This window comes from Alkalimonas collagenimarina (genome assembly GCF_030717845.1).
Classification (GTDB): domain Bacteria; phylum Pseudomonadota; class Gammaproteobacteria; order Enterobacterales; family Alteromonadaceae; genus Alkalimonas; species Alkalimonas collagenimarina.
Genome location: NZ_JAUZVZ010000009.1, coordinates 111,924 through 134,359 on the forward strand (window position 1 = coordinate 111,924; position 22,436 = coordinate 134,359).

17 protein-coding genes are annotated in these 22,436 nt (G+C 49.9%); 11 read left to right on the forward strand and 6 right to left on the reverse strand.

Annotated features, from left to right (window positions below; all coding sequences use genetic code 11):
- The first annotated feature begins 25 nt into the window (after nt 1-25).
- Nucleotides 26-835 (forward strand): general secretion pathway protein GspB, encoded by an 810-nt coding sequence (locus Q3O60_RS08205; RefSeq protein WP_305893430.1) that lies wholly within the window; start codon nt 26-28, stop codon nt 833-835.
- Between the two features lie 14 nt (nt 836-849).
- Here Q3O60_RS08205 and Q3O60_RS08210 read toward each other — a convergent pair whose 3' ends face one another.
- Together Q3O60_RS08210 and putA are read right to left on the reverse strand one after the other, a co-directional pair.
- The gene (locus Q3O60_RS08210) at nt 850-1,965 is read right to left on the reverse strand and encodes an HD-GYP domain-containing protein (RefSeq protein ID WP_305893431.1); all 1,116 of its coding nucleotides are present in this window, start codon (nt 1,963-1,965) and stop codon (nt 850-852) included.
- A gap of 139 nt (nt 1,966-2,104) precedes the next feature.
- The gene (gene putA, locus Q3O60_RS08215; RefSeq protein ID WP_305893432.1) at nt 2,105-5,875 is read right to left on the reverse strand and encodes a bifunctional proline dehydrogenase/L-glutamate gamma-semialdehyde dehydrogenase PutA; all 3,771 of its coding nucleotides are present in this window, start codon (nt 5,873-5,875) and stop codon (nt 2,105-2,107) included.
- Nucleotides 5,876-6,106: 231 nt separating this feature from the next.
- Here putA and Q3O60_RS08220 point away from each other — a divergent pair, with 231 nt between their 5' ends.
- Nucleotides 6,107-6,559: an Lrp/AsnC ligand binding domain-containing protein gene (locus Q3O60_RS08220; RefSeq protein WP_440132264.1), complete on the forward strand. Its 453-nt coding sequence runs from the start codon at nt 6,107-6,109 to the stop codon at nt 6,557-6,559.
- Nucleotides 6,560-6,616: 57 nt separating this feature from the next.
- Here the strand turns inward: Q3O60_RS08220 and Q3O60_RS08225 are convergent, their stop codons facing one another.
- Nucleotides 6,617-7,216 carry a TIGR04211 family SH3 domain-containing protein gene (locus Q3O60_RS08225; protein ID WP_305893434.1) on the reverse strand — a complete coding sequence of 200 codons (600 nt, stop codon included), beginning with the start codon at nt 7,214-7,216 and terminating at the stop codon, nt 6,617-6,619.
- A gap of 157 nt (nt 7,217-7,373) precedes the next feature.
- Between Q3O60_RS08225 and Q3O60_RS08230 the strand changes: the two genes are divergently transcribed.
- Together Q3O60_RS08230 and glnE are read left to right on the forward strand one after the other, a co-directional pair.
- A complete protein-coding gene (locus Q3O60_RS08230; RefSeq protein ID WP_305893435.1) occupies nt 7,374-8,294 on the forward strand; it encodes a CYTH domain-containing protein in 921 nt (306 codons plus the stop codon).
- A 10-nt stretch (nt 8,295-8,304) separates the two neighbouring features.
- Nucleotides 8,305-11,106, forward strand: a complete 2,802-nt coding sequence (glnE, locus tag Q3O60_RS08235) for a bifunctional [glutamate--ammonia ligase]-adenylyl-L-tyrosine phosphorylase/[glutamate--ammonia-ligase] adenylyltransferase (RefSeq protein ID WP_305893436.1) — start codon at nt 8,305-8,307, stop codon at nt 11,104-11,106.
- A gap of 11 nt (nt 11,107-11,117) precedes the next feature.
- Here glnE and Q3O60_RS08240 read toward each other — a convergent pair whose 3' ends face one another.
- From Q3O60_RS08240 to tolC, 3 genes are all read right to left on the reverse strand, one after another.
- Nucleotides 11,118-11,690 (reverse strand): TcpQ domain-containing protein, encoded by a 573-nt coding sequence (locus Q3O60_RS08240; protein ID WP_305893437.1) that lies wholly within the window; start codon nt 11,688-11,690, stop codon nt 11,118-11,120.
- A gap of 74 nt (nt 11,691-11,764) precedes the next feature.
- Nucleotides 11,765-12,688: an LpxL/LpxP family Kdo(2)-lipid IV(A) lauroyl/palmitoleoyl acyltransferase gene (gene lpxL, locus Q3O60_RS08245; RefSeq protein WP_305893438.1), complete on the reverse strand. Its 924-nt coding sequence runs from the start codon at nt 12,686-12,688 to the stop codon at nt 11,765-11,767.
- 122 nt (nt 12,689-12,810) lie between these two features.
- Nucleotides 12,811-14,142: an outer membrane channel protein TolC gene (gene tolC / locus Q3O60_RS08250; RefSeq protein WP_305893439.1), complete on the reverse strand. Its 1,332-nt coding sequence runs from the start codon at nt 14,140-14,142 to the stop codon at nt 12,811-12,813.
- Between the two features lie 116 nt (nt 14,143-14,258).
- Between tolC and nudF the strand changes: the two genes are divergently transcribed.
- Genes nudF through parC form a run of 7 tightly spaced genes read left to right on the forward strand, consistent with a single transcriptional unit; the run spans nt 14,259 to nt 22,395 of the window.
- Nucleotides 14,259-14,888, forward strand: coding sequence for an ADP-ribose diphosphatase (gene nudF, locus Q3O60_RS08255; RefSeq protein WP_305893440.1), 630 nt, complete (start codon nt 14,259-14,261; stop codon nt 14,886-14,888).
- A gap of 40 nt (nt 14,889-14,928) precedes the next feature.
- Nucleotides 14,929-15,360, forward strand: coding sequence for a DUF1249 domain-containing protein (locus Q3O60_RS08260; protein WP_305893441.1), 432 nt, complete (start codon nt 14,929-14,931; stop codon nt 15,358-15,360).
- Between the two features lie 14 nt (nt 15,361-15,374).
- Nucleotides 15,375-16,136 (forward strand): metallophosphoesterase, encoded by a 762-nt coding sequence (locus Q3O60_RS08265; protein ID WP_305893442.1) that lies wholly within the window; start codon nt 15,375-15,377, stop codon nt 16,134-16,136.
- On the forward strand, nt 16,133-16,705 hold the full coding sequence (locus Q3O60_RS08270; RefSeq protein ID WP_305893443.1) for a YqiA/YcfP family alpha/beta fold hydrolase: 573 nt from the start codon (nt 16,133-16,135) through the stop codon (nt 16,703-16,705). The genes Q3O60_RS08265 and Q3O60_RS08270 overlap by 4 nt, the downstream gene beginning before the upstream one ends.
- A gap of 43 nt (nt 16,706-16,748) precedes the next feature.
- On the forward strand, nt 16,749-18,641 hold the full coding sequence (gene parE / locus Q3O60_RS08275; protein ID WP_305893444.1) for a DNA topoisomerase IV subunit B: 1,893 nt from the start codon (nt 16,749-16,751) through the stop codon (nt 18,639-18,641).
- A gap of 53 nt (nt 18,642-18,694) precedes the next feature.
- On the forward strand, nt 18,695-20,116 hold the full coding sequence (locus Q3O60_RS08280) for a tetratricopeptide repeat protein (protein ID WP_305893445.1): 1,422 nt from the start codon (nt 18,695-18,697) through the stop codon (nt 20,114-20,116).
- The gene (gene parC, locus Q3O60_RS08285) at nt 20,113-22,395 is read left to right on the forward strand and encodes a DNA topoisomerase IV subunit A (protein ID WP_305893446.1); all 2,283 of its coding nucleotides are present in this window, start codon (nt 20,113-20,115) and stop codon (nt 22,393-22,395) included. The genes Q3O60_RS08280 and parC overlap by 4 nt, the downstream gene beginning before the upstream one ends.
- Nucleotides 22,396-22,436: the final 41 nt, after the last annotated feature.

Genomic DNA, 22,436 nt, shown 5'->3' on the forward strand with positions numbered 1-22,436 from the left:
ATTAACGAATGCAAGAGAGGTTCAGATGTCCATTTTAATGGATGCTTTAAAGCGCCAGCAACAGCACACGATTGCGGCTCCAACCAACAACTCGCGCTCTCCCTTCTGGCTTGGATTACTGGTCGGGATGTTAGGGTTATCCATTGCGTTGCTGGTGGGTTACTGGCTAGGGCTGCAACATCAAGCTACCGGGTCAGCAGCAAAGCCGCCTGCTAGTGAAGCCAGCCAGCAGCAGATTTTGGCGGCGTTAACGGTTGAGCCCGATGTGTTAGCAGTTGCCAAGCCAGTGGCTGAGCCTGAAGCTGCCGGCGCGGATGATGAACTGAACAGCACACAAGCTATTGCTGAAGTTCGTACTGAAGCCAAAATAGAAGTTAGTGCAACAGGAACGCCGCAAGAGCCAGCAGCCAGACAGGACGAGCCACAACAAGTCGTCACAGCTGAACGCCCAGCCCGGGCGAGCATGCCATCGCTTAGCGACATTGATGAGCAGGATGTCACCTCTGAGCTTCAAGAGCGATTCTCACAAGCGATGGATGCAACCAATCAGCAAGGTACTCCGAGACAAAGTGTACAAATGCACAATGCACCCGCAGCAGATATCAGTACACTGGATGAGCATACGCAGCGTCAACTGCCAGCCTTGCGTTTTGAGGCGCATGTGTATGCCAGTACGCCTGCCCAGCGTTGGGTGAAGGTGAATGGTCGTACCTTGCAACAGGGGCAGTGGCTGAGCACCGATGTGCAGATTGTGGAGATTCTCCCCAACTTTGTGTTGTTACGTTTTCGACAGCAGGAGTTTAGTGTGGCAGCACTGACAGAGTGGAGTTACTGAGCGAGCGCCAGGCGTTAAAGATAGTTACGCGCATTCAGGCCGTACTGAGCCAAATCAACACAATGTTCAATAGGGTCATCATGGTGCTTAGCCAAGTCAAGAACTTTGGGGGGCAGGTGATGTTGATGCAGGCTATGATAAAACACTTTTACTTTTGGCTGCGTTGGTGTTTTATGGCTATTTTCAAGTACCAGCGCCAGCTTACCGCTATGCAACAAGACCACACTGCCTGGTGGGTAAATACCAATGCAACGAATAAAGCGCTGTGTCAGCTCGCTATCCAGTTGATGAGGCGTTTTATCCAGTAACTTCTTACTCGCCAACTGTGGGTTGATGGTTTTTGTCTCCAGAGGATGGCATAGATTGTCGTAATGATTGACGATGGCTAGCATACGGGCGCCGAGGGTAATTTGTTCACCATGCAATCCCTTAGGTGAGCCTGAACCATCCAGATGGGCACAGTGCTGCGCGATCCAAAGCGAAACCTCATGCGGTAACCGTTGCAGTGGTGCAAGTAGCTTTAAACTGGTGGCAATGGCGCTGACATCGGATGCCTCTGGGCCGAGTTGAATTTTCCCCATATCATGCAATAAGGCAGCAGTAATCAGATCTTGAATCTGATTATTGGATAGCTGCAGTTGCTGTCCAAACGCAGCCATATAAACAGCACAATTGATGGCATGTTGCAGTAACTGATCGCTACTGCTCGCCATACGGCTTAAACACAGCATTACATCCTGATTGCGGCTCACCGCATCCGCCAGCCCACAGCTGACTTCAGTCACCAGCTCCAAATCAATCGGTTGGTTTTGACGGCAGGAACTCATTAAACGGCTTTGTTTGCGTTGCAACGATTGAAATACTTGCTCACCTCGTGGCAGCTGATCGGAAAAGTCTGCTCTGTGGCTCGGTACTGCTGCATCTTCTATTAGCTGCAAAGGCAAATCTGATGGTTCAGGCCGTAAGCTTAGATCCGCTTTAGCTGGATCAATGCACACTCGTAAGACCCCTTTGCTGCGTAGCAGCTCAATGGTTTTTTGATTGCGGATCAGGCCAGCTTCTTTGATCAGAATATCACCAGTTTGGCGACTGACTTTAACGACAAAGTCACCTGGCTGGAGTTGTTGCAAAGTTACATCCTGTAATGCCATAAAAACATCAGTTCCCTAATAATACGACGCATCGTTAAGTGTAGCCTGAGTAACTTGAAATTAACAGTAGTCCCATTCAACCTGTGGTAAGTGGCTGAATGGGAAGCTACTTACATCTTCAGGTATTATCAGCCATGGTCATCAGCGATGCATTGCCCCCTGCGGCTGTGGTATTGATGGTAATGGTTTTCTCTGTCAGCAACCGGTGCAGCAAGCGATGATCTGCGGGTGAGGTGATCAGAGGTAAAATTGCGCCTTCCCGATTGGCCAACAGCTCTGCTGCTAGTGGTTTGATGGCACTGCCAGCTTGCACTATTGCTGCACTAAGGTCTGGGGCTGCTAGTAAGGTGGTCATGCTGGTGAGTTTAATGACGGACATCAGTTGAGCGGGCATACCTGCCTGGCTTAATGCTTTGACGCAGGCCTCCGCTTCCAGCAGATCCGCCTCTTCTACGGCGGTGATCACCGCATTGCCAGCCGCTAATGCTGTAATGGTTGCGATCAACCAGTGGCTAAAATCACCGGTTTCATCGCGCAATAAGGCAATACTACCCCGGGGTTCTAACCACAGTTCATTACTCTCGCCGGTTGGTCCGGGTAGGCGGATCGGCGCTGCCAGCTCTTGTTCAACCCATCGCAGTTGCTCTCTGGCGGCTGTGATCACCTGTTCTAAATCGGGCTCCTGTTTAACAACCACGTTGTTGGTCGCCAATGAAGCCAGAAACTGGCGAAGTACAGAGCTGCGTTGGTACACTGATAGTTGTTGCCAGATAGCTTGAGCAGATGCAGCCGCCGGCATGGCATAGGCGACGGCTCGACTGGTGGTTTCTGCCAGCAGTTGCTGGTGCTTTTCTTCTGACAGTTCAGCATCTTCGACCGAATGATTGTCTCTGACCAAACGTTGTAAATACAGGGGGCCACCTGCTTTGGGTCCGGTACCCGACAAACCCCGACCACCAAAAGGTTGTACACCCACCACGGCACCAATCATATTGCGATTGACGTAAATGTTGCCGGCTTTGATGGCATGAGCCACTTTGGTGGTGACGGCTTCAATCCGGCTGTGAACGCCCATGGTCAAGCCATAGCCAGTGGCATTAATTTGATCGATCACTTTATCCAGCTCATGCGCTTTGTAGCGCACAATATGTACGACAGGACCAAATACTTCCCGTTCGAGCAGGGTCAGATCATTGATTTCATAAAGGTGAGGTGCAAAGAATAAATGCTGATCACCCTGCGGGATGGCGCAGGCATAATGCAAGGTTGCTTTGTCGCTCAAATACTGCACATGGTTGGTTAGGCGCTCATGGGCTTTATGGTCTATGACCGGTCCAACATCATGGCGTACGTAAGCTGGATCGCCGACACGCAACTCTTTCATCGCGCCCACCAGCATGTTGATAATTTCATCGGCTACATCGTCCTGCAAAAACAATACGCGTAAGGCCGAACAGCGCTGGCCGGCACTTTGAAAGCCAGAAGCAATGACATCGTCAACCACTTGCTCTGGCAGCGCTGTGGAATCAACAATCATGCAGTTTTGGCCACCAGTCTCGGCAATTAATGGCACTGGCTCGCCTTTACGTTCTGCCAGTTTACGAGCTATCCAGCAGCCGGTTTCAGTAGAGCCGGTAAACATCACGCCCTGTATACGTTCATCGGGCACGATGTGCTCGCCTACCTTACGACCCGGCGCGATCACCAGCTCTACGACACCATCTGGCAGGCCACATTCTTTCATAATATCAAGCGACCACATGGCGATTAAACTGGTTTGCTCGGCTGGTTTAGCGACCACGGTGTTACCCGTGACGATAGCAGCTGCTACCTGGCCTAAGAAGATAGCCAGCGGAAAATTCCATGGGCTGATGCAAAGAATGACCCCCCGGGCTTCGCTATCCTCTGACATTTCTTCCGCTCTGGCAGCATAGTAACGGCAGAAATCAACCGCTTCGCGCACTTCTGCAATGCTGTCGGCCAATGTTTTTCCGGCTTCCTTTATGCAGATGGTGAATAATTCCTCTTGGTGAGCTTCGAGTGCATCACCAATTTTACGCAAAACATTGGCGCGTACACTTACCGGTGTTTGTGACCAATTGGCAAAAGCTGCATCAGCTCGTGCTAGCAGAGCTTGCATGGCCTCTGCATCGGCGTACTGAATGTAGCCAACGATTTCATCCAGATGTGCTGGATTGGTGACGGCGATGCCTTGTTCTGGTTTTTCCTGCTTTTCAATGCGCGCCAGCCAAGACTCCATCGCTTTCTTGACCGGGATCAATTGGTCGCAATCGGTGATGTCAGTGCCTTTTGAGTTGAGTCGCTCGTTGCCATAAAGATCAGCAGGCAATGGAATTTGACGATTGCGTTTATGGCGCCAGTGGCGCACGGTGTCTAAAGGGTCAGCCAGCAAGCTTTCGACCGGAATGCGTTCATCGATGATGTTATTGACAAAGGAACTGTTGGCGCCATTCTCGAGCAAACGACGCACTAAATAAGCCAGCAAATCGGCATGCTCTCCAACCGGTGCGTAGATCCTACAAGGAACTTTATCGGTACGGATCACTTGATCATACAGCGCATCCCCCATGCCATGCAGCCGTTGAAATTCATAGCCCTTCCGATCCGGGGCTAATTCGAGAATGGTGGCAACGGTATAGGCATTGTGGGTGGCAAACTGCGGGTAAATATGCTCGCGCAATTGCAGTAGCTTTTTGGCGCAGGCCTGATAACAGACATCGGTGGATGGCTTGCGGGTGAATACCGGAAAGTCGGCTAAACCATCCACCTGACTGAGCTTGATTTCAGTATCCCAGTACGCCCCTTTGACCAAGCGAACCATCATACGACGGCCCACTTTTTCAGTGAGTTCACCAAGCCAGTCGATGACATGAATGGCTCGTTTCTGATAGGCCTGCACCGCTATACCAAAGCCTTCCCAATCCCCTAGTGCCGGATCGCTGAATACCGCTTCAATAACATCGAGTGATAGATCAAGCCTGTCTGCCTCTTCGGCATCAATGGTAAAGCCAATATCTTGTTGTTTGGCGGCCAAGGCTAACTGCTGTAAGCGTGGGATCAGTTCGTCTTTAATGCGGTCTCGCTGAGCAAACTCATAACGAGGATGAATGGCTGATAATTTGACAGAAATTCCAGCGCTATGATCCGGCCCTGCGCCCTTGGCTGCTTTACCAATAGTTTCAATCGCATGCAAGTAGCTTTGAAAGTAACGCTCTGCATCGACCATGGTACGGGCGGCTTCACCTAACATATCATAAGAATAGGTATAACCACGTTGTTCTTGCTCTTTTGCTCGCTCTATAGCGCTAGCAATGGATGTACCCATGACAAACTGAGTGCCCATAATTTGCATGGCATAGCGCACTGCTTGACGAATAACTGGCTCCCCCAAACGGCCGCAGGTGCGTTTTAATAAGCCGAATTGCTGCGCTTTACGTGCATCACTGTAATTGACCATTTTGCCGGTCATTAATAAACCCCAGGCCGACACATTGACAAAAATAGATGCACTGTTGCCCAAGTGTGCACTCCAGTTGCCTTGCGCTAGTTTATCGCGGATCAGTCGATCCATGGTGAGGTTGTCGGGAACGCGAAGCAGCGCTTCGGCCAGACACATTAATACGATGCCTTCCTCGGTAGATAATGAGAACTCGTTTAGCAGGGCATCGACGCCTCCTTTGCCGGTTTGGGCTTTTCGGATGGTCATAACCATCTGTCGGGCACGCTCCCAGGCCCGGCTTCTGGCATTGCTGCCAATGTCGGCTAAAGGCAATAAATAGTCCAGTACTTGATGTTCATCGGCCCGGTAAAAGTCGCGGATCTGTTGGCGTATTGGGTTACTCACTTCTAGTGAATCACGAAATAGCATCGAACCTCCTTACATGGATAGTTAGCATTAAGACGTACTTTATGGCTAAAAGTTGCCTCTCTTCATCGTCTTCGCCTGACCGTTCAGCTTAAACAAGTGATTGAGAGTCTTATGCATTCGCTCATTGGATCACTTTATTTTACCGTATAACCGGATATAATCCGGTGATACTCCCCAGCTATGATTGTGAGCCAAGCACTAGTGAAAATTCGTACGCTCGACCGAATCGATATGAATATTCTGGAAACACTGCAACGTGAAGGACGCATTTCTAATGTGGAGTTAGCCAGACGAGTAAACCTGAGTGCTAGCCCCTGTATTGATCGAGTGAAGCGATTGGAGCAGGAGGGGTATATTGAGCGCTATGGTGCTTTACTGAATGCCAGTCGACTTGGTTTTGGTACCACTGTGTTTATTCAGATCACTCTCGACAACACCACCAGTGATGTGTTTGATCGCTTTAAAAATGACGTGCTCAATATTCCTCATGTGGTGGAATGCCATATGGTGGCGGGTGGTTTCGATTATTTGTTGAAACTACGTTTACCAAATATGGATGCCTACCGAACTATTCTGGCTCAAATTGTGGATTTACCAGGGGTGATTAAAAATCATACTTACGTGGTGATTGAACAGGTGAAGCAAGACGAAGGCTTGCCATTGAAGGCCAACGAACAATTATAACTGAATAGAACGACCAAACAGCAATGGCCGCTGAACTGGCCATTGCTGTTTTAGGTATTACATCCAGCGCTCACTTTCTTTGCGGCGTGGTATTAATAGTGGTAGCAGCAACCCGAATAGTAGCCCAATCCCCAGAATTGCAGCTCCTAACACCTTAGGGTTTTTCCAGATGCTGCCATGTTCAACATCAAACTGTTGTTGCAGTTGTTCGTAAGAGCGATTTGCTACTTGCAACTGCTCCTGAGCTTTTTGGTACTCTTGTTCGCGTTGCTGCAAAGCTGTATTCAATTGCTGATTGGATTGTTCCAACTGCTGCAACTGGCTGCTCTGTTGCTCCAGCTGTTCAGTCAATTCTGCTAATTGCACGGCCATGCCGGGCGTATTGGTGACATATTGTCCGGGTAGCCAACCTTGACGATTGCCTTCAAATTGAATTTGCACATAGCCGCTTTCTTCATCTTCGGCCAATAACCGTACATTATCGCCTGCATTAACGGTACCCACAATACGGTACTGGTTGCTAGGGCCAGAGTGAATATAGACAAACAAAGCATCGCTAATAAAAGCGGGCTCTGAGGTTTCGCTGCGGCTAAAGCTGGAAAAAAGCAGAGCCAGACTAACAATGAATGCAACAAGATACGAAGTGGTGTTGGACATGGGCCATCCTGTGACGGTAATCAGTTTAAGTTTAATGTGCGTAGTATCTTGGATAATAGGGAGTTGTGGTTGAATTGACAAGTCCGGTAGGAAAAGACTTGTTGCTGACAGTGACATATTTTATGGTACCTCTTCGATGCTAAAGATGGATATGGCCATGGCGATTGAAATTGAACTGAAGTTTTTATTGCAACCTATCAGTAATACCCTGCTGGAAGCAGCTATAACAGAGCATGTTGCCAAGCAGACGCAGGGCGAAACCCTGCACTTACACAATAGCTATTACGATACAGCAGAGCATTGGTTTCAGCGTCATAGCATGGGGCTGCGCAGTCGACAGCAAGGTTCACAGATAGAGCATACTATTAAATTAGCTGGTCAGCAGCATGGTGCCTTGCATGCGCGGCAAGAATACAATGTGGCTGCCACCAAGTTGCTGCCTCAGCTGGCAGGTTTTCCTGCCGATATCTGGCCAGCCGATGCATCGGTGCCACAGTTACAAACGGATTTAACCGAATTATTTCGTACCGATTTCGACCGTCAGCAATGGTGGTTAACCACGAAGAATGGCACCAGCATGGAGTTGGTGTTTGACCAAGGGCAGATTACCGCTCGGGGGCAGCAGCTGCCGATTTGTGAGTTAGAGCTAGAGCTAAAATCAGGCGAGGTGGCTGAGGTATTCGCATTGGCCCGCCACCTGGTGACTGCATTGCCACTTCGCATTGGTGTTCAGTCGAAAGCTGAACGTGGTTACCGCCTCACTGGCTCAGCTCCGTTACAGGTCAAGGCGCTTCCGGCTGAAGCTAGTCCACAGCAATTGCTCCATTTACTGCAACACAATGAGGCGTGCTATATTCAGGATGGCAGTGCCGATGCCATGTTAACGGTGTCGCTGGCATTGAACCGTATTGCGCAGTGGCTAAAAAGCAGCACAAGCTTGCAGCGTTGGCAGCCTATTTGTACTCAGTTGTCGGCAAAAGCCTCATTGAGCAAAGCTGATCAGCAGTTGTTTTTTGGCTCTGACTACAACCTGTTACTGCTAGCGTTATCTGAACACTTTATGTCGACCTCTCAATAGGAGTATTACCTTGTCGTCCGATGCCGAGCAACGAGTGCAGCAGTTTTGTCAGCAACTTCCGGGCTATCAGGCGCTAAGCTCTGCAGAGCAACAGCGAGTCACTGAGCTGGCTTTGATCAGCCCTTTTCTGGCTCGTACCCTGCAACAACAACCGGATCTCCTATCCGTGCTGCTGGATGATAAAGCCTTGGCGGCACCTCTGCCGGCCACTGCATTAGAGATTGCATTGACTGGCAGTGACGAAGTGACCGTATTTAAAACCTTACGGCGCTATAGGAATCGGATGCTTAGTCAGATTCTGGCGGCTGACTTGCTACAGCTAAAATCGATTGCAGATTGCCTGTTTGATGTGTCAGTTTTGGCCAATGACTGTATCAACAGCGCTTATCAATGGGCTTACCGCGAGTTGACTGCGCAGTGGGGTACTCCGCTTGATGACGCTGGCGAGCCGATGCCGATGTTGATTTTGGGCATGGGAAAGCTTGGCGGTGAAGAACTAAACCTGTCTTCTGATATTGATTTAATTTTTACCTACCCAGCCAATGGGGAAACGACAGGGGGGCGCCGCAGCACCGACCATCATCAGTTTTTTTTGCGCTTGGGGCAAAAACTGATAGCTGCTTTGCATCAGGTAACGGCCGATGGTTTTGTGTACCGGGTGGATATGCGCTTGCGCCCCTTTGGTGAAAGCGGCCCTTTGGCGCTTAGTTTTGCCGCGATGGAGGATTACTATCAGGAGCAAGGGCGGGAGTGGGAGCGATACGCCATGCTTAAGGCGCGGGTGATCAACCCTGATGGCAAGCACAGTATCGAGTTGAAACAGATGCTGCGGCCCTTTGTCTATCGACGTTATATTGACTTCTCAGCCATTGAATCACTGCGCCGCATGAAACAGCTGATTGAACAGGAGAACCGGCGACGCAATCGTAGCGATAACATCAAACTGGGCGCCGGGGGCATTCGCGAAGTGGAGTTTATCGTGCAAACGTTGCAATTGATCCGCGGGGGCAGGATCCCGCAGTTGCAACAACCATCCATTTTAGCTGCGTTGCCAATTCTGGTAGAGCACCAACTTTTGACCACTGATCAGCAGCAACAGCTGACCAGTGATTATTTGTTTTTACGCCGGGTCGAGCAATTATTGCAGGGCATGGATGACCAACAAACGCAAACCTTACCCACCGATGCTGAATTGCAGCAGCAACTGATCCGAGGCTTACATTACAGCAGTTGGACTGAATTGCAGCAACAGGTTGAGCAGGCGATGCTGCGGATCCATCGCGAGTTTTTGCAGGTGATTGAGCCGGAGGAGTCGACCGAGCCAGAAGCCTTGTCGGTTGGTAAGTTGTTGTGGGATAGCGATGCCCTGGCTGAAGATCTGGCCGAGCAAATCGACTGGTTGGATGAATCAGCAGCGATCCCTTTGATCCAGCAAATTCAGCAGTTTCGCGATGAATCTCATCGGCGTAGTGTAGGGCCTCGGGGCCGTGATTACTTATCCCGTTTGATCCCACAAGTACTGCATTTGGTGGCTTGCTCACAGGCAGGCTCTCAAGTGGTAGAGCGGATCTTGCTGGTGTTTCGGCGTATTATGACCCGAACGGCTTATCTGGAGTTACTGTTTGAGAATCCACCAGCCTTGCAGCAGCTGGTAACCTTGTGCAGTCAAAGCCAGTGGCTAACGGATCAGCTGGCACGTTATCCAATCTTGTTGGATGAACTGATTGATCCGGCGCAACTGTATCAGGTGCAAGTCAAAGCAGATTATCAGGATCGCATCCGGCAGCGGCTGTTGCGGGTCGCTGATGATGATTTAGAGCTCTTGATGGAAAGTTTGCGCCAGCATAAACAGGCTCAGCAACTTCGTATCGCTGCGGCTGATATCAGCGGCGCCTTACCCTTAATGCAGGTCAGTGATCACCTGACGTGGCTGGCAGAAGCCATGATGGAGCAAGTGGTTGAGCTGGCATGGCAGCAAATGGTGGCTCGCTATGGGTATCCTGCTGGGCTGGATAAAGGCTCTGACAAAGGTTTTGCGGTCATTGCTTATGGCAAAATGGGCGGCATGGAGCTTGGTTATGGTTCGGATCTGGATCTGGTGTTCGTGCATAACTGCGATAGCCTCGCCAGCACCACGGGTGATAAATCGATTGATTCGAAACAATTTTATCTGAAGCTGGTGCAGAGGGTTTTGCACCTATGCACCACGCGCACGGCCAGTGGTGTCTTGTACGACATTGATACCCGCCTGCGGCCATCCGGTAACTCCGGTTTATTGGCTATTCATGTTCAGACCTATGGCGATTATCTGGCGAAAGAAGCCTGGACCTGGGAGCATCAAGCCTTGGTGCGGGCACGGATCGTGTATGGTGATGACACTGTAGCTCAGCAGTTTCAGCAGATCCGTACACAAATATTAAGCTTGCCACGCGAGCTGGTGGCATTGCGACATGATGTATTGGGGATGAGGGATAAGTTACGGCAGCACCATGGTAGCGATAATGAACAACTGAAACATGCCAATGGTGGGGTGATTGATCTGGAGTTTATTAGTCAGTATCTGGTACTGGCGCATGGCGCCTCAACAGCAGCGCTTTTTCGGTACAGTGATAATATTCGGATTCTGGATGCCGCCTGCGATGCGAAGCTGCTTTCTGCTGAACAAGTCAATGAATTACAGCAAGCCTATCGGCTGATGCGAGGCATTCACCACCGGCTGACATTGCAGCCGGTGTTACCGCCTGAACTAGAGGGGTTGGAGCAAGCCAGAGCCGCTGTGCAGGCCATATGGCGACACTTATTCCAGCTTTAGCTTCGCTTCAACTAGTTGCGACTCAGGTGTTGGCAGTGCTCTCGCACATACGCATTGGGTTTATCAGTAATCACCAGTGCTCGCTCTTTGTGGCACAGGTAACTTAACAATGGGTTGGGGAAGTCGGGTTCGATGGCAGCCGTGATTTCAGTGACGGTATCCAGCAAGGGGCCATTGGTCTGAAAGTACTGTTTGACCACATAGTCGCGAGGCAGTGTCCAGTACAGCTCCATGCCTTCAGCGCTAGCGTACTCGGTCAGCTTGGTTTTTACTGTATCGCCTTCGCGAAAACGACGATCGGTATTCTGGCCTTGCCAGTTTTCGGGTAGGGGGTTTACTTGCAAAGCACGTTGCTCTAGCTGTTGGGTCAGCCGGCTACTGGTATCGGGCAACCGGATGACAAAATCACCCAGCTCAATGTCAGCAACGGTGCCTCGGATCCGCTCATAAAAGCTACTCAAACCTTCGGCGGCCCGGTTGCCTTTCTCCCGATCAATGGAAAAAACATCAGGCCGGATCAATAGCAGGTAGATAATGCTACCCAGCACGACCACAATAATCAGACTTCGTACCCAAAACCACATAACAGACCCACCTTTCAATCGAGATAGCTCATTGGAGTATCACTGGCTAGTGCAGTCTGCCAGTGCCACTTACTTTAGTATAACCCGACATCGTCTGGGTTGGGACGGGTTTTAAAGCGTCGATGAAGCCACATGTATTGCTCCGGATGGCGCAGTACCGCTTGTTCGACCCACTGATTAACCCGTCGAACATCGGCTGCATCATCTCCGGATGGAAAGTCTTCAAATGCGGGTAAGCACTCGACCTGATAACCCTGGTTGCCAGGTAAACGGCTGGTGATTACCGGGATGACCTGGCAGTTGGCACCATTGGCAAAGAGTAGGGTTCCGGTGGTAGTGGCTGCATCTGGTACGGCAAAAAAAGGCACAAATTCGGCTTTTTTCCGGCCGTAATCTTGATCAGGTAAATAAAAACACACTTCCTGTTCATTAAGTGCCTGCATCAGCGCTTTGATTTCACGTTTACCGATCATGTACTTGTTGGCTTTAATACGACCACGGTACTGCAACCAATCCATTAAGGGGTTATTGTGAGGTCGATAAAAGCCAACACTGGGCAAGGTTAAACCAAACACTCTACCAGCGGCTTCCAGATGAAGCATATGAGACGCCAGCAATAACACACCTTTGCCTTCATCATGTGCTGCTTGTATGTGTTCAAACCCTTTCAAGTGAGCGAACTTGCGAATACGCCACGCCGGCCACCACCAGGCGATAATCGTATCGAACAGCGCCCGGCCACTTTCTTTAAAGTTGGCTCTGACCAGAGCCTGATGCTCATGAGTACTTTGCTCCGGGAAGCAAAGCTCTATATTACGTAAGGCCACTTTATAGCGTGACTTCAGGGCTTTCAACAATAAAAGGCCAAGGCCATCACCCAGCTTCATCAATGCGCCATAGGGCAACCAGCTAATCAGCCACATCAAGGCACAGCCGAGCCATAGCAGCCAGTATTTAGGATAAAGGAAAGACCATTGAAACCTAGGCGCTTTAACCACCAGAACCCCTCATAAAAATGCAGAAAGGCGGTATTGTAGCGGAAAATGACCAGCAGGCAAAAATAAAGCGGCACGTTCAGTGAGTGACTGAACGTGCCGCAAGTACAAAATGAGGAAGGTTGTTATGAACGGAATAGAGCGCTGTTGATATCCAATAGATCTTGCTCAGTCAAATTACCTGCTGCCAGTTTTAAATCCAGCACCGATAAAATGTAATCGTAACGTGCTCGTGATAGATTTCGGCGCGCATCAAATAAGTTACGGGTGCTTACCAGCACATCCACAATGGTACGGGTACCCACTTCAAAGCCCGCTTCAGTGGCTTGTAATGCACTGTTTGCCGACACCACAGCTTGTTCCAGCGCACGAATGGATGAGGCTAAAGCCCGTACATTATTGAACGAGTTGCGGACCTGACGCACCGTGCTGCGATAGGTTTGCTCCATTTGTTCGCTTGTTTCAACAAAGTTCGCTTGTGCCACATTTACGCCAGCATTGGTGCGGCCACCACTAAAGATTGGTACTCGCAGGGCCACACCGATGGAGCTGCTATCTTCGCGTGGACTGGTAGCAAACTGAGTAAAATTCTGATTGTAGCCCCGTTCTTTACTGCTGCCTATATTGGCTTCAAGGCCGAGAGTGGGAAGATGGCCGGAACGGGCCCGATCGATTTCAAGGCGGGCGATTTCCAGGCCAATACGCTGCGCTTGCAATTCAAAATTGTTTTCTTCGGCAATGTTCAGCCATTGTTGTGGCTCAGCCGGCGATAAGGGGGCCGTACTGAAACGATCAGTATTTAGCGTTGCCAGGTCATCGTGATAACGGCCAGTAATTTCCCTTAATTGTTCCAGCGCGAACTCCAATGCATTTTCAGTGCTGATTTCCCGTGCTAACGCATTGTCATACTGAGCCTGGGCTTCATGCACATCAGTGATAGCAGTTAAGCCAACGGCAAAACGTTGTTTAGTTTGCTCAAGTTGCCGCTCTATCGAGCGTTTTTCTGCCTGAATAAAGGTCAAATCATCTTTGGCCTTTAACACGTTGAAATAGCCATCGGTGACGCGTACGATCAGTGTTTGAGCGGTGCTGTTGTAAATGGTTTGCGCTTGCAATGCCCGCTTTTCTTCAATAGTTAAGCTCTGCCAGTTGCGGCGATCGTAAATGCTCTGCTCTAGGCGAATATCACCACTTAAGATGGTTCTATCGTCGCTAAAAGTCCAGTCACGGCGATCAGCGCGAGTAAGAGAGGTGGTAAAGCCGATACTTGGCAATAGCTCGGCTTTAACGATATCTATCCGGGCTGCAGCGGCATCACGACTGGCCGCTGCTCGTAACACGACTGGATCTTTTTGCGTGGCTAGTTGATAAACCGACTGCAAGTTATCGGCGGACGCAGGTAGACTAAATACACCAAAAGAAGAACATAATAGGGTAGCAAGAAGCTTTTTATTCATGAGCAAGGGATCCTGAGTGAATCGAATTGAGTAAATGATAACCTGATTCGGCTTGAGCAGTGAAATGCTAAACCGTAAAGTTATCCCTTCAAATGTAACAGAATGTGAGTACGCTGATGTCAGAAATCAAGATGCGTCATTATCCATCTTTTTCCAATGAAGATGTAGAGGTAAGCGATAAAAACACGGTTTTTCAGGGTTTTTTCCGTATTGAGCGCTATAAATTACGGCATAAACTTTTTGCCGGTGGTTGGAGCAATTGGATGCAGCGCGAAATTTTTGAGCGGGGCCATGCGGTCGCGGTCTTGCCGTATCACCCTGCCAGCGACCAGTTGGTTTTAGTTGAACAATTTCGGGCCGGTGCTGGTGCGACCTCGAAAAGTCCCTGGTTACTGGAGGTTATTGCAGGCATGGTTGCTGATGGTGAGACCATGCCCGAAGTAGCACGACGCGAAAGCAAAGAGGAAGCGGGGCTTGAGCTTGCTGAATTAACACCCATGCTCAGTTATCTATCGAGCCCCGGCGGCACTACGGAACGTATTCAGTTGTATTTTGCTCAGCTTAAGCAGCTGCCAACAGAAGGTATTTTTGGCTTGAGTGATGAGCATGAGGATATTCGGGTGCATGTTGTGAGCAGGGAACAGGCCCTGCAATGGTTGGCCCAAGGGGTTATAGACAATGCAGCGACAGTGATTGCATTGCAATGGTTGGCGTTGCATTATGAACAGCTTAAAACGCGTTGGTAACCACCAGACATGTTCGGTGCGATAAGGTATATGGATGAGTATGAAGCAAAAATATCGGCCTAAATTGCCTGATTTTCTTAGTTTGTGCGAACGAAACTTCGCTCAGCTGCTTCCACTGTTGCCTGCAAAGCTGGCGGTTGGTCAGCAATTGGTGATTGGTCTTGATGACGATCATTTCTATCGGATTGATGTATTGGAAGTGTGCCCCTTTACCACTGTGGTACAGATCCGGGCATTGCATGAGCAACGGTGGTCAGTGGTGCAACCCACCTTTGATGTGCGCTTGTATCATGATGCCCGGTTGGCTGAGGTGATTGGTTGTCACGGAGTGCGCTATTTTAAAGCGGTGTACGATTATCCGAATACTGACATGCTGCAGCCGGATGAAAAAAGGCAGGTCAATCGCTTGCTGAGTGACTGGCTGCAATTATGCCGTCGGCAAGGGTTTCAGGCTGAGCCTGTGCTCGGCTAGCTGATGGCGCTGACATGATTGGTTACCATTTCAAAACACAACACTCGGTGCGCATCGCCCAATTAACTGATTGTCACTTGCTGGCAGCACCAGAGGGTATGTATCAAGGGGTGCAACCGTATCATACTCTGGCGGCTGTGCTGGAAGCGATAAAGCACTCAAAGCTTGATGCACTCATTCTGACCGGTGATTTGACGCAGGATCACAGTGTGGCGTCTTATCAGCATTATCTGGCTCTGCTGGCCGAGTTTAGTTTGCCGGTGTTTTGGCTGCCGGGCAACCACGATGATAGCCAGTTGATGAGTACTTTATTTCAACAAGCACCGTTTCGACCAGAAAAGCAGTTGTTTGCTGCAGGCTGGCAGTTGCTGTTACTCGATAGTACCGGGCCAACCCCGGCCGGCTACTTCCCGACCACCAGGTTACAGTCATTACAGCATCAATTGCAAAGCGATCTCAGACCATGTTGGTTATTTGCTCATCATCATCCTGCACCGATAGGCAGCTCGATTGATCGTCATGGCTGGCAAGATGCAGAACCGTTCTGGCAACTATTGCATCAGCATACTCAGGTTCAGGGCATTGCACATGGGCATTGTCATCATGCGTATCATCGACAGCTACAGGGCAAAAATGTGGTAGGCTGTCCAGCCACCTCGGTGCAGTTTCAGCAAACCGGGGTGTGGCAAACATTAGCGGTAGGGCCGCAGTGGTGTGAATGGACTTTTACCGATCAGGGGAATTTTTCAGTGGATTTCAAGCGGATTATGCCATGAGTGTTGTGCTGTATTTACATGGCTTTGCCAGCTCTTCGTTGTCTGATAAAGCGCAACTAACCAAGGCTTATTTTCAGCAGCACTACCCTGCAATTGAATTATTGCTGCCCGATCTGCCGTATACGCCGCAAGAGGCAGTAGCAGAAATTGAGCTGCAACTCGCTGGTCGTCAGCCTGTTGCCGTTATCGGCAGTTCTTTAGGGGGCTTTTTAGCCACCTGGCTGGCCGAGCGTTTTGGCTGCAAGGCTTGTTTAATTAACCCGGCCGTCGCCCCTTATCAATTATTGCAGCAGCATCTGGGGCGCTATTTTCACCCGGTGCGACAGTGTTACTATGAGGTTTGTGAGCAAGCGATGCATGGGCTGATGCAGTTAGAGCCAAACAAACTTGCACAACCACAGAATTATCTGGTACTACTGCAAACAGGCGATGAAGTACTGGATTATCGGCAGGCTGTACAGTATTACCAGCATTGCCAACTGGATGTTCAACAGGGCGGTGATCATAGTTACCGCGATTTTCAGCAGCAGTTGCCCGCCATCGCCAGCTTCTGCTTGCATTCGGATTAAATTTTTGTCCACTCAATTTTGCATATATAGGTAGTGTTCGCACATGACAACACAGAGCTATAACGCCGACTCCATTGAAGTACTGACTGGGTTAGAACCGGTTCAGCGCCGCCCAGGCATGTACACCGACACCACCCGGCCCAATCACTTGGCTCAGGAAGTCATCGACAACAGTGTGGATGAAGCGCTGGCTGGGCATGCTGATCAAATTAAGGTGATTTTGTATCCAGATCAATCGCTGGAAGTGGTGGATAACGGCCGCGGTATGCCAGTGGATATTCACCCGGAGGAAGGGGTGAGTGGGGTTGAGTTGATTTTCTGTCGCTTGCATGCCGGTGGTAAGTTTTCCAATAAAAATTATCAATTTTCCGGTGGCTTGCATGGCGTCGGCATCTCGGTGGTAAATGCCCTATCCACCCGGGTGGATGTGAGTATTCGTCGGGATGGTCAAGTGTATGAGATGGCCTTTGCCGATGGAGCTAAAACACAGGAGCTTACGGTCACAGGTACCGTAGGTAAGCGCAATTCTGGCAGCCGGGTGCATTTCTGGCCAGCAGCCAGTTATTTTGATTCGCCAAAGTTTTCTGTGCCACGTTTGCTGCATGTGCTCAAAGCAAAGGCAGTACTGTGCCCGGGATTGAGCATTGAATTTGAAGATAAAGTCGGTGGAGAAAGCTACAGCTGGTGTTATCAGGATGGTATACGCGATTATTTGGCTGAAGCCGTTAAAGACTATGTCGCTCTGCCTGAGCAGCCTTTTGTCGGCGAATTTAAAAGCAGTCAGGAAGCCGTTGAGTGGGCCATGTTGTGGCTGCCTGAAGGCGGTGAGTTGGTGACTGAAAGCTACGTCAACCTGATCCCAACCGCGCAAGGAGGAACGCATGTCAATGGTTTACGCCAAGGGGTGCTCGAAGCATTACGTGATTTTTGTGAGTTTCGCAACTTGTTGCCGCGAGGCATTAAACTGACACCAGAGGATGTCTGGGATCGCTGCAGCTATATCTTATCGTTAAAAATGCAAGACCCACAGTTTGCTGGCCAAACCAAAGAGCGTTTGTCATCTCGCCAGGCGTCGGCTTTTGTCTCTGGCATTGTCAAAGATGCGTTCAGCCTCTGGTTGAATGAGCACACCGAAATTGCCGAAGCACTGGCAGAACTGTGCATTAGCAATGCGCAAAAGCGACTGAAAGCAGCGAAAAAAATTGTCCGTAAAAAAGTCACCTCTGGTCCGGCGTTACCGGGTAAGCTAGCCGATTGTTCGTCGCAGGATATTCAGCGCTCAGAGCTATTTTTTGTCGAAGGAGACTCGGCAGGGGGCTCAGCCAAACAAGCCCGCGATCGGGAGTTCCAGGCGGTGATGCCACTGCGCGGTAAAATCTTAAATACCTGGGAAGTCGACTCCAGCCTGATCCTTGGCTCGCAAGAAGTGCATGATATATCGGTTGCCATCGGTATTGACCCGGACTCGACTGACTTATCAGGGTTACGCTACGGCAAAGTGTGCATTTTGGCCGATGCTGACTCGGATGGTTTGCATATCGCTACTTTGCTGTGCGCCTTATTTATGCGCCACTTCCCAACGGTTGTGGCGGCAGGCCATGTCTATGTTGCCATGCCGCCGCTGTATCGGGTGGATATTGGCAAAGACGTGTATTACGCGCTGGATGAAGATGAAAAAAATGGCATTTTGGATCGTATCGAAGCCGAAAAGAAAAAAGGCAAAGTCAATGTGCAGCGTTTTAAAGGCTTGGGTGAAATGAACCCATTGCAGTTGCGCGAAACTACCATGGATCCCAATACCCGCCGCCTGGTGCAACTGACCATCGATGATCAAGCTCAAACCATGGAGCTGATGGATATGTTGTTGGCAAAAAAACGCGCTTCGGACCGGCGGGTATGGCTGGAGCAAAAAGGCGACAAGGCCATTCTTGCGTAGCTTATGGAACGGGGTATACTGCCAAACGATGTTAACTTTCAGCTAGGGTTGCGATGAAAGCCATACGACAGCTTTTACTGTTGATCTGGGTGGGTCTACTGAGTTTATCACTCAATGCCAGTCAGGATGTGCCTTTAGGTGCTCCACTATGGTTGCAACAAGTGATAGAACAGCACAGGCAACAACCAGAAGCCATGTTACAACTCTTGTTGCAGCATGAGGATGAAATTCCGCAGTTACCGCTGCATGTTCAGCGCAGTGCCCATCAGCAGTTCTCTACTTTGTATGGCATGATGGGTCAGCATGCTGAGCAATCCAGCTATGCGCGTAAAGGGTTAGCGATGGATGATGGCGCCGATGCTCTACGGATAGAGCTACTCTATAACCTTGGCTTTGCGACGGAAATGCAAGGTAACTTGCTATTGGCTCAGCAGTATTATCAACAAGGCACTGAGCTGGCGACTCAGTTAGAAAAGCAATCTTTACTTTTGATGGGGCAGATCAATCAAGCGGCCATTTTATCGGCTCAGGAGCATTATCAAGAGGCGTTAGCTTTACTCAAAGAGGTCTATCAGCAAAGTAAAGAGCTGGCAGATGAAGAGGTAGTCGCTGAAATTAATGCGGAGTTAGGATTGTTGTATGCCACGCTTGGCTTTGAAGAGGAAGCGTTGCAATTTCTGGATACTGCCTACGCCATCTACAAAGCAATGAAATGGCGAAAAAGCAAAATTGCGGTGCTGTACAACCTGGCAAGGACCTATGGTTACATCGAGCAATACGACCAGGCATTCAGTACTTATCAGCGAATGCTAGAGGTGAGTCAGCAGTACAATGATCAGATGAACTTGTATTATGGCTATCTTGGCTTGGCCATTACCAGCCACGAAGCCGGCCGCGCCAATACCGCTCTTAATTACATCAACAAAGCAGAAGAGTATTTGCATTTGATGCAGGCACCAATGACGCATGCTGTTCATTTATATGAGAAAGCTCGTATTTATAATGGTTTGCAGCAAAACACTCTGGCTTTGCAGCAGCTAATTTTGGCGCGTCAGCAGTTGGAGAATATCGAAGATTCAGAACGTGACTCGATCCATTTAAATATTCAATTTATGCAAGCACACCTCTATGCCAAGCAAGGACAATTTGAACAGGCATATGAAACACTGGAATTGTTTTTTTACAACTTCCAGGATCGATTTACGCAGGACAATGAATTGGCCATTACCAGCTTGCAGCTCAATTTTGAACGAGAGCGAGAACAGGCCGAGCGGACTTTGCTGCTTAAAGACAACGAGCTGCAAGCGCTTCGGCTGCAAGAGGTTGAGCGGAAACGTCAGCTCCAGTGGCTCTGGACTGCTTTATTTGCCAGTACTACGCTGGTGCTCATGACCTTGCTATTGTGGCAATGGCAGCGCCGCCGGCGCACCCAGCCGATGCCTTCGACCAACCAAGAGGATACCAAGTCGTTATGACCGACACCATCATTTCAGCTGACGGTGTAGAGCAGCTGTCTCTGCGACGCTTTACGGAAGATGCCTATCTGAATTATTCCATGTACGTCATCATGGATCGGGCTTTACCGCACATAGGTGATGGTTTGAAGCCCGTGCAGCGGCGTATTGTCTATGCCATGTCTGAGCTGGGTTTAAGCCATATTGCCAAATACAAAAAGTCAGCCCGTACCGTGGGTGACGTATTGGGTAAGTTTCATCCGCATGGCGATTCTGCTTGTTACGAAGCCATGGTCTTAATGGCACAGCCATTTTCGTACCGATACCCGCTGGTCGATGGCCAAGGCAACTGGGGGGCGCCGGATGATCCTAAATCCTTCGCCGCCATGCGTTATACCGAAGCGAAGCTGGCCCGTTTTAGTGAAGTGTTGTTGTCTGAGCTTGGCTCCGGTACCGCGGACTGGATCCCCAACTTCGATGGCACCATGGAAGAACCCAAGGTGTTGCCTGCGCGTTTGCCGCATATTTTGCTGAATGGCATTACCGGTATTGCCGTCGGTATGGCCACCGATATTCCTCCGCACAATGTGCGCGAAGTCGCCAATGCTTGTGCCTTGCTACTGGATCAGCCTGATAGCAGCATCAGTGATTTAATGCAGCATATTCAGGGGCCGGATTACCCGACCGATGCGGAGATTATTACCGCCAGAGAAGACATCAGCAGCATTTATCAGACTGGCCGTGGCAGCATTCGGATGCGGGCGCGCTACTTGATGGAAGAGGGTGATGTGGTGATCACCGCATTGCCGCACCAAACGTCTGGTTCCAAAGTTTTGGAGCAAATTGCGGCGCAAATGCAGGCGAAGAAGCTGCCGATGGTGACGGATTTACGCGATGAGTCAGATCATGAGAACCCAACCCGGATCGTCGTGGTGCCGCGATCCAATCGGGTGGATATTGAACAACTGATGCAGCATCTTTTTGCTACCACTGATCTGGAAAAAAGCTATCGGGTTAACCTGAATATGCTGGGGCTGGACAATCGCCCGGGTGTACGGGATTTAAAATCTATTTTGGCCGACTGGCTGGTATTTCGCCGTGATGTGGTGCGTCGTCGTTTGCAGTATCGATTAGATAAGGTACTGGATCGCCTGCATGTACTGGAAGGCTTATTGATAGCCTTCCTCAATATTGATGAAGTCATCGCTATTATTCGTGAGCACGATAAGCCCAAGCCGGTGCTGATGGAACGCTTTGCTTTGAGTGATCGCCAGGCCGAAGCCGTACTGGAATTAAAGTTACGGCACTTAGCCAAGCTCGAAGAAATGAAAATCCGTGGCGAGCAAGATGAGCTGGCGAAAGAGCGTGATAAGTTGCAGGGTATTTTGGGCTCCAAAGCGAAGCTGACCAAGTTGATCCGGACTGAGATTCTGGAAGCAGCTGAAAAATATGGCGATGATCGCCGTAGTCCTATTGTGGCGCGTAGCGAAGCCAAAGCCTTATCGGAAAAAGAACTGTTACCTAGTGAGCCAGTCACGGTAGTGCTGTCGCAAAAAGGCTGGGTCCGTTGTGCCAAAGGCCATGATGTCGACGGCACCAGCCTGAGTTACAAGGCGGGTGACAGCTTTAAATCAGCCGCCAGTGGCAAAAGCAATCAGCATGCTGCTTTTCTGGATAGTTCGGGTCGCAGTTTCTCCGTCGAAGCGCACGAATTACCTTCTGCCCGTGGACAAGGGGAGCCCTTATCAGGGCGTTTTAATCTGGTCGCAGGAGAAAGTTTTGAGCAGGTCTTTATGGCCAAAGACGATCAGTTGCTGTTGTTTGCCTCCGATGCTGGTTATGGCTTCGTCGGTCGCTTTGATGACATGCTAACACGCAACAAATCGGGCAAGGCCTTGTTGTCGTTGCCAACAGGTAGCCAGGTGTTGACGCCGGTGCCAGTGCGTCAGGCTGATAGCGACTTAGTGGTAACTATATCAACTGAAGGCCGGATGTTGGTGTTCCCGGTGCAGGATCTACCGCAATTGAGCAAAGGGAAGGGCAATAAGTTGATGTCCATTCCATCGGCACGTGCGGCCAGTCGTGAAGAGTATGTCAAGCTCATGACCGTGATACCAGCTGATGGTGGAGTGGTGCTAACGGCAGGTAAACGCAAACTTAGCTTGAAAGCTGCAGACATTGAGCATTATCGAGGTGAGCGTGGTCGTCGTGGTAACAAACTGCCTCGGGGCTTGCAACGGATTGATGCCATTGAGGTGTTAACAGGCAGCGTAGAGAGTGATCAAACCAGCCCTGAGTAAGCCTCGGGGTATACTGAGTCTCTTTAGGCTCTGCAGGGGTA